Here is a 15,000-nt window from a genome sequence, read left to right as displayed (position 1 = left end):
GGTCAGCGACTTACATTCAGTGGCAAGGTTAACCGAATAGGGAAGCCGTAGAGAAATCGAGTCCGAATAGGGCGATCAGTCGCTGGGTGTAGACCCGAAACCAAGTGATCTATCCATGGGCAGGATGAAGGTGCCGTAACAGGTACTGGAGGTCCGAACCGACTAATGTTGCAAAATTAGCGGATGACCTGTGGATAGGGGTGAAAGGCTAAACAAACTTGGAAATAGCTGGTTCTCTCCGAAAACTATTTAGGTAGTGCCTCAAGTATTACCATCGGGGGTAGAGCACTGTTTTGGCTAGGGGGTCATGGCGACTTACCAAACCAAGGCAAACTCCGAATACCGATGAGTACAGCTTGGGAGACAGAGCACCGGGTGCTAACGTCCGGACTCAAGAGGGAAACAACCCAGACCGCCAGCTAAGGTCCCTAAAATTGGCTAAGTGGGAAACGAAGTGGGAAGGCTAAAACAGTCAGGATGTTGGCTTAGAAGCAGCCATCATTTAAAGAAAGCGTAATAGCTCACTGATCGAGTCGTCCTGCGCGGAAGATGTAACGGGGCTAAGCCAGTTACCGAAGCTGCGGATTTGCAATTTATTGCAAGTGGTAGGAGAGCGTTCTGTAGGCCTGTGAAGGTGGTGGTGTAAACCCTGCTGGAGGTATCAGAAGTGCGAATGCTGACATGAGTAGCGTTAAAGGGGGTGAAAAGCCCCCTCGCCGTAAGCGCAAGGTTTTCTACGCAACGTTCATCGGCGTAGAGTGAGTCGGCCCCTAAGGCGAGGCAGAGATGCGTAGCTGATGGGAAACAGGTCAATATTCCTGTACCGATGACAAGTGCGATGTGGGGACGGAGAAGGTTAGCTCAGCCAACTGTTGGATATGTTGGTTCAAGCCTGTAGTCGTGCCTGGTAGGCAAATCCGCCGGGCTTAGATGAGGGGTGATAACGAGGGTGCTTGCACCTGAAGTGAGTGATACCCTGCTTCCAGGAAAAGCCACTAAGCTTCAGCTTGTCATTGACCGTACCGCAAACCGACACTGGTGCGCGAGATGAGTATTCTAAGGCGCTTGAGAGAACTCAGGAGAAGGAACTCGGCAAATTGATACCGTAACTTCGGGAGAAGGTATGCCCCTATTAGGTGAACTTGAACAAAGGGAGCCGAACGGGGTTGCAAAAAATCGGTGGCTGCGACTGTTTAATAAAAACACAGCACTCTGCAAACACGAAAGTGGACGTATAGGGTGTGACGCCTGCCCGGTGCTGGAAGATTAAATGATGGGGTGCAAGCTCTTGATTGAAGTCCCAGTAAACGGCGGCCGTAACTATAACGGTCCTAAGGTAGCGAAATTCCTTGTCGGGTAAGTTCCGACCTGCACGAATGGCGTAACGATGGCCACACTGTCTCCTCCTGAGACTCAGCGAAGTTGAAATGTTTGTGATGATGCAATCTCCCCGCGGAAAGACGGAAAGACCCCATGAACCTTTACTGTAGCTTTGTATTGGACTTTGAACAGATCTGTGTAGGATAGGTGGGAGGCTTTGAAGCGAGGTCGCTAGATCTTGTGGAGCCAACGTTGAAATACCACCCTGGTGTGTTTGAGGTTCTAACCTAGGTCCATTATCTGGATCGGGGACAGTGCATGGTAGGCAGTTTGACTGGGGCGGTCTCCTCCCAAAGCGTAACGGAGGAGTTCGAAGGTACGCTAGTTACGGTCGGACATCGTGATAATAGTGCAATGGCATAAGCGTGCTTAACTGCGAGACTGACAAGTCGAGCAGATACGAAAGTAGGACATAGTGATCCGGTGGTTCTGTATGGAAGGGCCATCGCTCAACGGATAAAAGGTACTCTGGGGATAACAGGCTGATACCGCCCAAGAGTTCATATCGACGGCGGTGTTTGGCACCTCGATGTCGGCTCATCTCATCCTGGGGCTGTAGCCGGTCCCAAGGGTATGGCTGTTCGCCATTTAAAGAGGTACGTGAGCTGGGTTTAAAACGTCGTGAGACAGTTTGGTCCCTATCTTCCGTGGGCGCTGCAGATTTGAGGAAGCCTGCTCCTAGTACGAGAGGACCGGAGTGGACACACCTCTGGTGTATCGGTTGTCACGCCAGTGGCATTGCCGAGTAGCTAAGTGTGGAAGAGATAACCGCTGAAAGCATCTAAGCGGGAAACTCGTTTCAAGATGAGATCTGCCGGGGCCTTGAGCCCCCTAAAGAGTCGTTCAAGACCAGGACGTTGATAGGTCAGGTGTGGAAGCGCAGTAATGCGTTAAGCTAACTGATACTAATTGCTCGTGAGGCTTGACCCTATAACTTTGATCACACGCCGCAAGGTGTGCATTGGTCAGGGAAGTTATGCCAAGTTGACGCATTCAAAAAAGGCTGAAAGGCCTGAGCGAGAGCTCAAAAATCTGATTCGAAACTCTATGAATTCGTTGTCTTGACCCGCGTCAAGACGACACCAAGTTATGCCTGATGACCATAGCAAGTTGGCCCCACTCCTTCCCATCTCGAACAGGACCGTGAAACGACTTAGCGCCGATGATAGTGCGGATTCCCGTGTGAAAGTAGGACATCGTCAGGCTTCTAACAGCCCGAAACGCCCCACCTAACGGTGGGGCGTTTTGCTTAGTGCGAAGCATTCTTCATCCGCACCTTCCCTCTGCATTTCATCTCTACGGGTTACTACTCGATTGACCAACGCTTAACCTGCCCAGATACTTGAGGCATCAAATATATAGGCTTGAATTAAAGGCTTGTGTGGTCAATAGCAAAGAGAGTGATTATGAAAATCGTGTGCATTGGCGGTGGTCCATCGGGTCTGTACTTCGCGTTGCTGATGAAAAAGCTCGACCCCCACCACGACATCACCGTGGTCGAGCGCAACAAGCCCTATGACACTTTTGGTTGGGGCGTGGTGTTTTCGGACCAGACGCTGGAGAACATGCGCGAATGGGACAAAGAAACCGCTGCAGAGGTGGAGCAAGCATTCAACCATTGGGATGACATTGAACTGCATTTCAAAGACCGGGTGATCCGCTCAGGCGGTCACGGGTTTGTGGGCATCGGACGCAAAAAGTTGCTCAATATTCTCCAAGATCGATGCGAGCAAGTGGGCGTCAAGCTCATGTTTGAACAAGACGTGGATTCGGATCTGGACTTTCCCGATGCCGATTTGATCATCGCCAGCGATGGCGTCAATTCACGTGTGCGAAGCCGGCTACCCGAAGTGTTTAAGCCAGATATCGTCACACGACCTAATCGATTCATCTGGCTGGGCACCAACCGCCAGTACGACGCCTTTACTTTTTTGTTTGAAAAAACCGAGCATGGTTGGTTCGCTGCTCACGTCTACAAATTCGACAACCAGACTTCGACTTTCATCGTCGAGTGCCCCGAACACGTTTGGCTGGCGCACGGCCTTGACAAGGCCGATCAGGATGCATCAATTGAATTCTGCGAAAAGCTTTTTGCAAGGAACCTGCAAGGTGAAAAGCTGATGACCAACGCCCGCCACCTGCGCGGCTCGGCATGGCTGAACTTTCAGCGCGTCAAGTGCGCCAACTGGTCGACCTTCAATGGCAACAGCCATGTGGTGCTGATGGGCGACGCGGTGCACACCGCGCACTTTGCGATTGGCTCGGGCACAAAACTCGCACTCGAGGACGCCATCGAACTGGTGCGCCAATTCAAGGCCTTGGGCGACACCGCTGACCGCATTCCCGAGGTGCTGGAGCACTACCAGGCCGTAAGAGAGATCGACGTGATCCGCCTGCAAAACGCCGCTTGGAACGCTATGGAATGGTTCGAGGTGTGCGGCGAGCGTTACTGCGACCAGCTCGAACCCGAACAGTTCATGTACTCCATGCTCACACGCAGCCAGCGCATCAGCCATGAGAATTTGCGTCTGCGTGACAAAGCTTGGCTGGAAGGCTACGAGGCCTGGTTTGCGGGGCGCACCGCCACGCCGGGCATCAGGCCGCCGATGTTCACGCCCTATACCCAGCGCTCGGTCACGCTCAAGAACCGCGTCGTGGTTTCGCCTATGGCGCAGTACATGGCCGTCGACGGTCGAGCGGGAGATGATCACCTGGTTCACTTGGGTGCACGCGCCATGGGTGGTGCGGGCCTCGTCATGGTCGAGATGACAGCGCCCAGTGCAGATGGCCGCATCACCCACGGCTGCCCGGGCCTGTGGAACGATGCGCAGACAGAAGATTTCAAGCGCATCACCGACTGGGTGCATGCAAAGTCTGACGCCAAGATCGGCCTGCAAATCGGCCACGCCGGGCCCAAAGGCTCGAGCTGCCGCCCTTGGCAAGGCCCAGGCATGGACCAGCCTGTGCCTGCCGATGACCCCGAAGGAAACTGGCCTTTGATAGCTGCCTCCGCCCAGCCTTATCTTCCACATGGCGATGTGCCACGTAGCATGAACCGCGCCGACATGGATCGCGTCACGGCCGAGTTTGTGGCCTGCACACAACGTGCAGTTCATGCTGGTTTTGACTGGCTCGAACTGCATTGCGCTCACGGCTACTTGTTGTCAAGTTTCATCAGCCCGCTCACCAACCAACGCAGCGACGCATACGGCGGCTCGCTCGAAAACCGCTTGAGTTACCCGCTCGAAGTGTTTGCCGCTGTGCGCGCCGCTTGGCCAGCGCACCTGCCCATGTCGGTTCGCATCTCGGCAAACGACTGGGTCGAAGGCGGCATTACACCCACCGATGCAGTCGAGATCGCCCGTGCCTTTAAGGCTGCAGGCGCCGACATGATCGACTGCTCTTCGGGCCAGGTCAGCGCCAAGCAAAAACCCACTTACGGCCGCATGTACCAAACCCCGTTTGCCGACCGTATCCGCCAAGAAGCGGGCATCGCCACCATCGCAGTGGGCGCCATCTCTGAGGCTGACCACGTCAACAGCATCCTGGCCGCAGGCCGCGCCGACCTGTGCGCTGTGGCACGTCCACACCTGGCCAACCCGGCCTGGACGCTGACCGAAGCGGCGCGCATCGGCTTCAAAGACATCGCCTGGCCCCACGCCTACGAGTCGGGTAAGCCCCAGCTCGAAGCGGGCTTTGCCCGCGAGCGTGCCATGCAGACTGCGAGTAAGGGGGACTGAGATGTTCCAAGAACTTGAAGGCCGTCACGCACTCATCACAGGGGCGGGTGCAGGCATCGGCGCAGCCATCGCGTTGCAGCTGGCCCAAGCGGGCTGTCGCCTCACACTCTGCGGCCGCTCGCAAGGCACCCTGCAAGCCCAGGTTGAAGCGCTGCGCGTACAGGTGCCCGATGTGGCGGTGTTGATTGCGCCCATGGACGTGGCCGACGAGCACGCGGTACAAGCAGCAGTGCAGCAGGCGCAGGCCCGCTTTGGCCCTGTCAACATCTTGGTCAACAACGCAGGCCAGGCGAGCAGCCAGCCCTTTGCCAAGACCGATGCTGTGCTCTGGCAGCAGATGCTCAACGTCAACCTGACGGGCACTTACCACTGCATTCAGGCCGTGCTGCCGGGCATGCTCGAAGCCGCTAAATCAGGCACCCCCGGGCGCATCGTCAACATCGCCAGCACAGCAGGCCTCAAAGGCTATGCCTATGTGAGCGCCTACGTGGCGGCCAAGCACGGCGTGGTCGGGCTGACAAAAGCCTTGGCTCTGGAACTGGCCCGCAAGGGCGTGACCGTGAACGCCATTTGCCCCGGCTACACCGAGACCGACATCGTGCGCGAAGCGGTGCAAAACATCGTGAGCAAAACCGGCAAGAGCGAGGCCGAAGCTCGCCAAGCCTTGGCTGCCAGCAACCCGCAACAGCGCCTCGTGCAGCCGCAAGAAGTCGCGCAAAGCGTGCTTTGGCTGTGTGCTGCTGGCAGCAACGCGATCAATGGCCAGGCGATTGCCATCGACGGCGGGGAGTTGGCCGGATGAACCTTCAGGCTACCGACATGGAAGTGCGCGCACACGCAGAGCACCACGCCTCGCTGCGCCTTTGGTTGCGCCTGCTGTCGTGCACCACCCGCATCGAAGACACCATCCGCCAGCGCCTGCGCGAGCAGTTTGACATCACGCTGCCGCGCTTTGACCTGATGGCCCAGCTGGAGCGCGAAATGCAAGGCCTGTCGATGAGCGAGCTGTCGCGACGCATGATGGTCACGGGCGGCAACGTGACCAGCATCGTGGACCAGCTGGAAAAAGAACAACTGGTGCAGCGGCAAATGCAAGCCAGTGACCGCCGCTCCTTCACCGTCAGCCTGACCGAGGCCGGGCGAAAAGCTTTTGCCGCTATGGCCCTGGCCCACGAAGGCTGGGTGGTCGAGTTGTTAGGCCCACTGGCCGAGAACGAACAAACACAGCTGCACCAACTGCTGGGCACCTTGAAGTCCGGCAAACCAACACACTCGAAGGAGACAAAATGAGCCAACGCTATCTGCCCGGCCAGCCGCACCAGCTGCCCCGCCACAACCAGCCCATGGCAAACTACCAGCCCGAGCATTTTTTGCTGTCTATCAAAGACGGTGTGGCCACGGTGAGCCTGAACCGCCCCGAGCGTAAGAACCCACTGTCGTTTGACTCTTACGCCGAGCTGCGTGACTTTTTCCGCGCCTTGCCCTACGCACCCGACATCCACGCCGTGGTCATCACGGGCGAGGGCGGCAACTTCTGCTCGGGTGGCGATGTGCACGAAATCATTGGCCCGCTCACAAAGCTCGACATGCCCGGCCTCTTGGCCTTCACCCGCATGACGGGCGACTTGGTCAAGGCCATGCGCGCCTGCCCACAACCCATCATCGCGGCAATCGACGGCGTGTGCGCGGGCGCAGGCGCGATCCTGGCCATGGCGTCTGACTTGCGCTACGGCACCGAGCGCAGCAAGACTTATTTTCTGTTCAACAAGGTGGGCCTGGCTGGTTGCGACATGGGTGCCTGTGCGCTTTTGCCGCGCATCATCGGCCAGGGCCGTGCGAGCGAGCTGCTCTTCACCGGGCGCGGCCTGGGCGCGCTGGAAGCCGAGCGCTGGGGTTTTTACAACCGCGTGTGCGAGGCAGACACTGTGTTGGCCGATGCACAGGCCATCGCCGCTCAGCTGGTGGCAGGCCCCACCTTTGCCAATGGCATCACCAAAAAAATGCTGCAACAAGAATGGAACATGGGCGTGGACGAAGCCATCGAGGCCGAAGCCCAGGCCCAAGCCATCTGCATGGCCACCAACGACTTCCACCGGGCGTACCACGCCTTTGTGGCCAGGCAAACGCCCATTTTTGAAGGGGACTGAGCCATGTCAGACCACCCAGCCACTTACCCGCCAGAACTCGACTGGCCTTTCTTTGACAACAGCCACCGCGACTTCAAAGTGCGCTTGAACGCTTGGTGCCAAGAGCACCTGGCCCACGCGCACCACGACGAAAGCCGCGACGCGGTGGACGCCGAATGCATCCGCTTGGTGCGTCTGCTGGGCAGCGGCGGTTGGCTCAAGCATGCAGTATCCGGTACGGCCTATGGCGCAGCGTCTGACGTGATCGACACCCGTCAGCTCTGCCTGCTGCGCGAGACGCTGGCTTTTCACAACGGCTTGTCTGACTTCGCGTTTGCCATGCAGGGCTTGGGCACAGGCGCCATCAGCCTCATGGGCACAGCCGATCAAAAGCAGCGCTACCTGGCGCGTGTGGCGTCGGGTCAGGCCTTGAGCGCCTTTGCCCTGAGCGAACCCGATGCAGGCTCCGACGTGGCCGCCATGCAGTGCAGCGCCACGGCCACGGCAGACGGCTATGTGCTGAACGGCCGCAAGACCTGGATCAGCAACGGCGGCATCGCCGACTTTTATGTGGTGTTCGCCCGCACGGGCGAAGCGCCCGGCGCACGCGGCATCACGGCTTTCATTATCGATGCGGACACGCCCGGTTTGTCGATTGAAGAGCGCATCGACGTGGTGGCCCCCCACCCTCTGGCCACGCTCAAGTTCGACAACTGCAAGGTCGCTGCCAATCAACGCATTGGCGAAGCGGGCCAAGGCTTCAAGGTCGCCATGGCCACGCTCGATGTGTTCCGCACCTCGGTGGCGGCGGCCGCTTTGGGCTTTGGGCGGCGTGCGTTGCACGAGTCCATCAGCTGGGCGCGTTCGCGCAAGATGTTTGGCCAAAGCTTGGGCGACTTTCAAATCACCCAGACCAAGATCGCCCAGATGGCCACCATGCTGGACGCGGCCACGCTCTTGACGTATCGCGCGGCGTGGCTGCGCGACCAGGGCGCACGCATTACCCGCGAGGCGGCCATGGCCAAGATGACCGCCACCGAAAACGCCCAGCAGATCATCGACATGGCGGTACAGATGCACGGCGGCATGGGCGTCAAAAAAGGCGTGATGGTGGAGTCGCTGTACCGCGAAATCCGTGCGCTTCGAATTTACGAAGGGGCGACGGAAGTGCAGCAGCTGATCATTGGCAAGGATGTGTTGAAGGGCTGATGGTTCGATGCGGCTGATCGGCTGAGCTGCCGAGGGGCCCCGGGGGTGGGGGCCTCATGCTGCGGGGGTACGCAGAAATCGGCCCCCGCCCCCGGGGCCCCTCGACAGCGTGGTGCGGCAAGCGCTGCACAGTAGAAATAAAAAAAGGAGACAAGGACATGAAGGACTGGAACGAACTGCTCCCCAGCAGCCATACCGATACCTTTGCGCGCGACCGACTGCCACCAAAGGACCAGCTGCCCGTGTTCATCGCCGACCGGCCTGAGCTGGACTACCCGGACCTGATCAACTGCGCGGTGGAACTGGTGGACCGCCATGTGCAGGCAGGCCGAGGCGATCGCATCGCGCTGCATGGCGTGAGCGACTTCAACAAAGGTGGCGGCGACTTCAGTTGGACGTATGCGCAGTTGCAAGACAAGAGCAACCGCATCGCCCAAGTGCTGACACAAGACATGGGCCTCGTGCCCGGCAACCGCATCTTGCTGCGCGGCGGCAACAGCCCCATGATGGCCGCTTGCTTGCTCGGTGCGCTCAAGGCGGGCCTGGTGGCTGTGCCCACCATGCCGCTGCTGCGTGCGGGTGAGTTGGCTCAGATCATCGACAAAGCGCAGGTCAGCGCCGCCCTGTGCGACAGCCTGCTGGCCGATGAATTGCAGCACTGCATGACGCCCGGTCACGCCAGCCACATGGCCAGCTTGCAGCAGCTTGTGCAGTTCCGCAGCGATGCTCATGATGGCCTGGAGCAGCGCATGGCGCAGCAAAGTGGCGCGTACACCGCGCACCCTACCAGCCGCGACGATGTGTGCCTGATCGCGTTCACCAGCGGCACCACGGGCAAGCCCAAGGGCACCATGCATTTCCACCGCGATGTGCTGGCCATGTGCGACTTGTTCCCGCGCCACATCTTGCAGATGAACGAGAACGATGTGGTCTGCGGCACGCCGCCCATCGCCTTCACCTTCGGGTTGGGTGGTTTGTTGGCCTTTCCGCTGCGCTATGGCGCGAGCACCGTGCTGCTCGAAAAGCACACGCCCGAGACCTTGATGCAGACCATTGCCAAGTACCGCGCCACGCAGTGCTACACCGCGCCCACGATGTACCGCCAGATGGCGACGCTGGCCAATGGCGTTGACCTCTCCAGCCTCAAGCACCCTGTCTCGGCTGGCGAGGCCTTGCCCGACGCCACCCGCCAGCTGTGGAAGCAGGCCACAGGCATCGAGATGACCGATGGCATTGGTGGCACCGAAGTGATCCACATCTACATCTCGAGTGCGGGCGCGCAAGTGCGCCCCGGCAGCATTGGCCAAGTGGTGCCCGGCTATGTGGCGCAGATCGTGGGCGACGACATGCAGCCCGTGCCGCCCGGCACCGTGGGGCGACTCGCGGTGCGCGGCCCCACAGGTTGCAAATACCTGGCCGACCCGCGCCAGCAAGACTATGTGAAAGACGGCTGGAACCTGCCCGGCGACACCTTCGTCATGGACGCCGATGGCTACTTCAGCTACCAAGCGCGCAACGACGACATGATCATCTCGGCGGGCTACAACATCGCAGGCCCCGAGGTGGAAGGCGCTTTGCTGCAACACCCGGCCGTGGCCGAATGCGGCGTGGTCGGCATGCCCGACGAAGACCGTGGTCACATCGTGCAGGCCTATGTGGTGCTCAAACCCGGCCACACGGGCGACGTGACCATGGAAAAAGCCCTGCAAGAACACGTCAAACAAACCATCGCCCCGTTCAAGTACCCGCGCAAGGTGGTCTTTTTGGACGCCTTGCCCCGCACCGAAACCGGCAAACTGCAGCGCTTCAAGCTGCGTCAAAAAACCTGACCGTCATGGCGAGCGTAGCGCGGCCATCCATCACCGCTGTGCACTTTATGACGTGAGTCCATCCAACTATCATTGAGGAATTTTTCATGTTCAACGTCTTGCAACCCAAAGGCTGGGCACCCGCCAAAGGCTATGCCAACGGCATCGAAGCGCGTGGCCGCATGGTGTTCGTCGCGGGCATGATCGGCTGGAACGGCCAGGCCCAATTCGAGACCGACGACTTTGTGGCCCAGTGCCGCCAGGCCCTGCAAAACATTGTTGACACGCTCGCGTGCGCAGGCGCAGGCCCACAGCACATGGCCCGCATGACCTGGTACGTCAAGGACAAGAAGGAATACCTGGCCCGTGGCCGCGAGCTGGGCAAGGTTTATCAGGAAGTCATTGGTAAGAACTACCCGGCCATGACGCTGGTGCAAGTGGCCGATCTGGTGGAAGACCGGGCGCTGGTGGAGATTGAGGTCACGGCGGTGGTGCCCGAGTGAACGAAAAAGCCCTTGGTGAGAAGACGCGGAAAGCCTAGATCGATAGGCAGGCTTAGGCTGATAGCTTCCGATCAAAGTCCTCTTTTTCTGAGCATAGTTTCAATGGTCGGTTCCCTGCCGCGAAAGGCGATGAAAGCCTCCATGGGGTCGACACTTGCACCCGCTTCATAAACATGTTTTTTGAGAGCAGCACTCAATTGGGAATCAAAGGGATCACCTTTTTCTAGAAATGCTTCAAAGCCATCAGCAACCAATACGTCGGCCCACAAGTAGACGTAATAAGCGGATGCGTAATAGTTGCTGGAAAATAGATGCGAAAAATGTGGAAGACGGTGGCGCATCCCGATGCCCCCGGGCATGCCAATCATGGATAAGCCTTCGCGTTCAAATTGGTCTAGATCCAACATCTCGAAATTCGTTTGCTCATGCAAGCTAAGGTCAAGCAGCGCACAGGCAACATATTCCACAGTGGAAAACCCTTGATTGAAAGTTTGCGTAGACAATATTTTTTTCATCAAAGTTGCAGGCATAGCTTGATTGCTTACAAAATGCCGTGCATACCGGTTCATGATTTCGGGCTGGAGCAACCAGTTTTCAAAAATTTGCGATGGAAATTCCACAAAGTCTTTCAAGACATGTATTCCGGCCAATCGAGCGTACTTGCATTGGGACAGTAAGCTGTGTAAGCCATGCCCAAACTCATGGAACAAAGTTTTTGCATCATCTAGGCTGAGCAGTGTGGGCTGATCTGGAGGGGCCGAGGAAAAGTTGTTGTTGTTGACCACAATGGGTCGAGTCGGCAAGGGTGAACCGGTTTGTTCGCGGTAGTTGCTCATCCATGCGCCAGAACGTTTATTGCTTCGTGCAAAGTTGTCGCTTAAAAACAAACCAATTTCATGGCCTTGGTCATCGGTGACCTCCCAGCAAGTCACACGGGCATGGTAAGCAGCCAGATCTGAACGTGGTTGAAATCGAACGCCAAACAATCGGCCCGCCACATCGAACATGGCTTGAATCAATGAGTCCAATTGCAGATAGGGTTTGATTTCTGCTTCATCAAGGTCATGAGTCGCCTTGCGTACTTTTTCTGACCAATGGTGCCAGTCCCAAGCTTGGATGTCCTCCGCTTTGTGCAATTGCCCGGTGCTTTCCGTTGCTGCCTGGGCTAAAGCAAGGCGCTCTTGTTTCGCTTTTTCTTTGGCAGGTTGCCAGGCACGCATCAACAATTGACGAACCGCTTCAGGTGTGGCGGCCATGGTGTCAGATAACGCAAAGTCTGCAAAGTGTTTGAAGCCTAGCAACTGGGCTTGTTGGAGGCGGAGTTTCAAAATCTCCTTGATCAACGGACGGTTGTCATGTTCGCCTGGTTGCTCGCCCCGATGGCACCAAGCATGCCAAAGCTTTTGGCGTAAGTCCCTTCGAGTAGAAAAAATCATGAATGGCGTCACGGAGGCACGTGCCAAAGTGATCACATGAACCCTCGGATCTTTCAAGCCACGCTCTATAGCAGCCGATCGTGCTGCGGAAAGAACAAAGTCGGGCAGTCCAGCAAGCTCAGATTCTTCAGTTAATTCCATTTGAAATTGTGATTCATCCCTCAGTACGTTCTGCGAAAACTGTGTGAACAACTGCGCAAGTCGTGTCGAGTTGTTGGCAAATGTTTTTCGGTCTGATGTGTTCAATCTTGCCCCAGCGCGAACAAAGTCTGTGTGATGGCGGCGGAGTAGTTTCTGATCTTCGACATCTAAACCCAAGGTCGAAATCTTTGAATTCAGTGAGTCGATCCGAGCGAACAGTGGGGCGTTTAAAAAAATATGTGCATGGTGGCAGGCCAAAACAGGCGCCCAAGTTTTTTCAATGGCCCGAAAGTCTTCACTGCTGCAAGATGCATTTAAATTATTGAAAGTCAGTGAAATGCGTTTCAACAACTGCCCTGCATTTTCAAATGCAACCAAGGTGTTTTTAAAGCTCGGCTCATCGGCTTGTTCGGCAATGCCTTGTACTTGAAGGTCATGTTCTTCGATGGCTTTCGCAAACGCTTCTTCAAAGTGCACCGGTTTGATGAGATCAAATGGGGGCATACCAAAGGGTGTCGACCAACTTGCAAGCAGGGGATTCATAAAGTTTCTCCAAGATAACGTTTGTAGAGGTGACGCTTGAAATACCGCAGGTCTAATTCGCTACCGCTGGCTTTCTGGGTCAGTTCAACAGTCGGCAAAAAGCTGGCGTTTTGCCATATGTTTTCATTCAGCCAGTCCCAAATGGGTTGGAGATTGCCGTGCTCAATGTCCTTGTGCACGTTGGGCATAGCTTTTTCGATACTTGCAAACCACTGTGCAGCGTACATAGCCCCTATGCTGTAGCAAGGGAAGTAACCAAAGGCGCCAGTTGGCCAGTGCACGTCCTGCAAGGGACCATCCTTGTAATTACCCCGTGTGTCTACATTGAGCAATGAACTCATCTGTGCGTCCCACAATGAAGGAATATCTACCGCTTCAATGTCGCCTTCAATAAGTTGACGCTCAATCTCGTAGCGCAACATGATGTGCGCGGGGTATGTCACTTCATCAGCGTCGACTCGGATGAGGCTCGGTTTTACACGCGTTAACAAATGGGCCAAAGCCTGAGGTTCGAATGCATTTTGGTACCCGAATGCCTCTATGATCAATGGCGATAAATTGGCTAAAAATCCGGGGTGGCATCCCAATTGCATTTCAAAAAATAAAGACTGACTTTCATGAATGGCCATGGAGCGTGCATTTGAAGCCGGTTGACCCAGCCACTCACGAGGGCGGTTTTGATCGTACCGACCATGGCCAGTTTCATGGATTGTCCCAAACAGGCTGGTGATGAATTCATGATTCTTAAAGCGTGTGGTCATGCGGACATCTTCAGGCACACCTCCACAAAAAGGATGGGTACTGACATCCAAGCGACCGGCTTCAAAATCGAATCCCAGCAGGCGCATGACTTGTTCGCACAAAACCTTCTGGCGTCGCTGTTGAAAGGGCCCTTGGGGTTGAATCGTGACTTCTTGACCTTGTCTTTTGGTCACCTCTTGAATTAAGCCAGGCAACCAGGTTTTCAATTCTCCAAACAAACGGTCAACCGTCACCGTGGTCAAACCGGGTTCGTAGCGACTCATCAGGGCCTCGTACTTGGAAACCCCCAAAGCCTGAGAAAGTCTATCGGCCTCTTCGCGTGTACAACTCAAGACCTCCTCGAAATTGGCCAGGAAGCCTTGCCAGTCGTTGGCTGGTCGTTGTGTGCGCCAGGCATGTTCACATCGGGATACGGCCAAATCCTTTCGGCGTACCAAACTGGCAGGCAATGCATTTCGCAGTTGCCAAAGCCTTTTCATTTCTCTCAAGTTGCCTTTTTGAGATGGTTCCAGTGTTTCTTGGGCTGCTTGTGATAGAAGGGTCTCGACGGATGGATCTGTCAACAAGTCATGAATAGAGGTGGCTATTTCCGCCAAAGCAGCCGCTCTGGCTTCGTTGCCTTTGGCCGGCATATTGGCGGCTTGATCCCAGATGGCGATGCGTTGAAGGTGAGTCAAATGATGACTTCGACGCCACAATTTTTCAAGGGTTTCGTAATGTGATTCAGTTGTAGCGTTCATATTTTTTGCACCTCGTACTTGAATTTTCCTCATTGAAAATTGGCCATGAGCATCTTGGAATCCTCACTGAGATGGCCTGTGATGCCCGAATCGCAAGCCGAATGGCATCGGCCTGCGTCAGGCTCTGCCTGCTGAAACTCAGAGCAATATTTGCTCTTCGTCACTCATTCTTAAAAACGAACTCCTGGGTCGCGGTGATTTCTCCGGATTCGGCGGTGCACTTGTATTGCAGCATCGCCGCTTTGACTGCTGCGTGAAACACGCTCGGCCCAGACAGAATCGTCACCTCCTTGACCACGCCCTCTTTGATCAGAACTTGCGCTCTGACGACCCCTCCAATTCCATTTTGAATCGCCCTTCGCGGCATTTCTGGTTGAACTTGCGTCGGGCAGGCGACTCTGATATCCGATCGGTTGGGGGCCGGCTTGGGTGGCGGCGGCGGCGGTGGCGGTGGTGCTGGGGGTACCGGTGGAGCCGGTGGAGCAGGTGGAGCAGGTGGAGCAGGTGGAGCAGGCGGTGGAGGTGGTGGCGGGGCAATCACTGCAGGCGTTGGCGGTGGTGTTGCCACGGATTGAACCACCGGTGCCGTCAAGGTGGCCGGGGGCGCTACGT

The 15,000-nt window shown here is 56.5% G+C and carries 9 protein-coding genes and 2 rRNA genes (1 of these 11 only partly in view); 9 read left to right on the top strand and 2 right to left on the bottom strand.

Translation table 11 applies throughout. The annotated features are described in order from the left end of the window. The 9 genes from B9Z49_RS19515 to B9Z49_RS19475 form a co-directional block, all read left to right on the top strand. Window positions 1-2,310: ribosomal RNA gene (locus tag B9Z49_RS19515) — 23S ribosomal RNA — on the top strand; it begins 570 nt to the left of the window's first position. A 162-nt stretch (window positions 2,311-2,472) separates the two neighbouring features. Continuing rightward, window positions 2,473-2,585: ribosomal RNA gene (gene rrf / locus B9Z49_RS19510) — 5S ribosomal RNA — on the top strand. Window positions 2,586-2,786: 201 nt separating this feature from the next. Beyond that, window positions 2,787-5,120: a bifunctional salicylyl-CoA 5-hydroxylase/oxidoreductase gene (locus B9Z49_RS19505; RefSeq protein WP_108355118.1), complete on the top strand. Its 2,334-nt coding sequence runs from the start codon at window positions 2,787-2,789 to the stop codon at window positions 5,118-5,120. Between the two features lies 1 nt (window position 5,121). Beyond that, window positions 5,122-5,922 (top strand): SDR family NAD(P)-dependent oxidoreductase, encoded by an 801-nt coding sequence (locus B9Z49_RS19500; protein ID WP_108355117.1) that lies wholly within the window; start codon window positions 5,122-5,124, stop codon window positions 5,920-5,922. Beyond that, the gene (locus B9Z49_RS19495; RefSeq protein WP_108355116.1) at window positions 5,919-6,410 is read left to right on the top strand and encodes a MarR family winged helix-turn-helix transcriptional regulator; all 492 of its coding nucleotides are present in this window, start codon (window positions 5,919-5,921) and stop codon (window positions 6,408-6,410) included. The genes B9Z49_RS19500 and B9Z49_RS19495 overlap by 4 nt, the downstream gene beginning before the upstream one ends. Then, on the top strand, window positions 6,407-7,267 hold the full coding sequence (locus B9Z49_RS19490) for an enoyl-CoA hydratase family protein (RefSeq protein ID WP_108355115.1): 861 nt from the start codon (window positions 6,407-6,409) through the stop codon (window positions 7,265-7,267). The genes B9Z49_RS19495 and B9Z49_RS19490 overlap by 4 nt, the downstream gene beginning before the upstream one ends. 3 nt (window positions 7,268-7,270) lie before the next feature. Further along, on the top strand, window positions 7,271-8,455 hold the full coding sequence (locus B9Z49_RS19485) for an acyl-CoA dehydrogenase family protein (protein ID WP_108355114.1): 1,185 nt from the start codon (window positions 7,271-7,273) through the stop codon (window positions 8,453-8,455). Window positions 8,456-8,613: 158 nt separating this feature from the next. After that, entirely contained in the window at window positions 8,614-10,284 is a 1,671-nt protein-coding gene (locus B9Z49_RS19480) for an AMP-binding protein (RefSeq protein WP_108355113.1), read from the top strand. A gap of 86 nt (window positions 10,285-10,370) precedes the next feature. Beyond that, window positions 10,371-10,766, top strand: a complete 396-nt coding sequence (locus B9Z49_RS19475) for a RidA family protein (protein WP_108355112.1) — start codon at window positions 10,371-10,373, stop codon at window positions 10,764-10,766. Between the two features lie 71 nt (window positions 10,767-10,837). Here B9Z49_RS19475 and B9Z49_RS19470 read toward each other — a convergent pair whose 3' ends face one another. Both B9Z49_RS19470 and B9Z49_RS19465 read right to left on the bottom strand, forming a co-directional pair. Next, window positions 10,838-12,886 carry a M3 family metallopeptidase gene (locus tag B9Z49_RS19470; RefSeq protein WP_108355111.1) on the bottom strand — a complete coding sequence of 683 codons (2,049 nt, stop codon included), beginning with the start codon at window positions 12,884-12,886 and terminating at the stop codon, window positions 10,838-10,840. Further along, entirely contained in the window at window positions 12,883-14,388 is a 1,506-nt protein-coding gene (locus B9Z49_RS19465; protein ID WP_108355110.1) for a carboxypeptidase M32, read from the bottom strand. Before B9Z49_RS19465 ends, B9Z49_RS19470 begins: the two co-directional genes overlap by 4 nt. Window positions 14,389-15,000: the final 612 nt, after the last annotated feature.

It is taken from the genome of Limnohabitans sp. 2KL-51 (genome assembly GCF_003063645.1).
In the GTDB taxonomy this organism is placed as follows: domain Bacteria; phylum Pseudomonadota; class Gammaproteobacteria; order Burkholderiales; family Burkholderiaceae_C; genus Limnohabitans_A.
This window is presented reverse-complemented; position numbering and strand designations above follow the sequence as displayed.

Excerpts from the sequence above, each read along its gene's own strand:
- B9Z49_RS19505 (WP_108355118.1), top strand. The coding sequence starts at position 2,787 with ATGAAAATCGTGTGCATTGGCGGTGGTCCATCGGGTCTGTACTTCGCG.
- B9Z49_RS19500 (WP_108355117.1), top strand. The coding sequence starts at position 5,122 with ATGTTCCAAGAACTTGAAGGCCGTCACGCACTCATCACAGGGGCGGGT.
- B9Z49_RS19495 (WP_108355116.1), top strand. The coding sequence starts at position 5,919 with ATGAACCTTCAGGCTACCGACATGGAAGTGCGCGCACACGCAGAGCAC.
- B9Z49_RS19490 (WP_108355115.1), top strand. The coding sequence starts at position 6,407 with ATGAGCCAACGCTATCTGCCCGGCCAGCCGCACCAGCTGCCCCGCCAC.
- B9Z49_RS19485 (WP_108355114.1), top strand. The coding sequence starts at position 7,271 with ATGTCAGACCACCCAGCCACTTACCCGCCAGAACTCGACTGGCCTTTC.
- B9Z49_RS19480 (WP_108355113.1), top strand. The coding sequence starts at position 8,614 with ATGAAGGACTGGAACGAACTGCTCCCCAGCAGCCATACCGATACCTTT.
- B9Z49_RS19475 (WP_108355112.1), top strand. The coding sequence starts at position 10,371 with ATGTTCAACGTCTTGCAACCCAAAGGCTGGGCACCCGCCAAAGGCTAT.
- B9Z49_RS19470 (WP_108355111.1), bottom strand. The coding sequence starts at position 12,886 with ATGAATCCCCTGCTTGCAAGTTGGTCGACACCCTTTGGTATGCCCCCA.
- B9Z49_RS19465 (WP_108355110.1), bottom strand. The coding sequence starts at position 14,388 with ATGAACGCTACAACTGAATCACATTACGAAACCCTTGAAAAATTGTGG.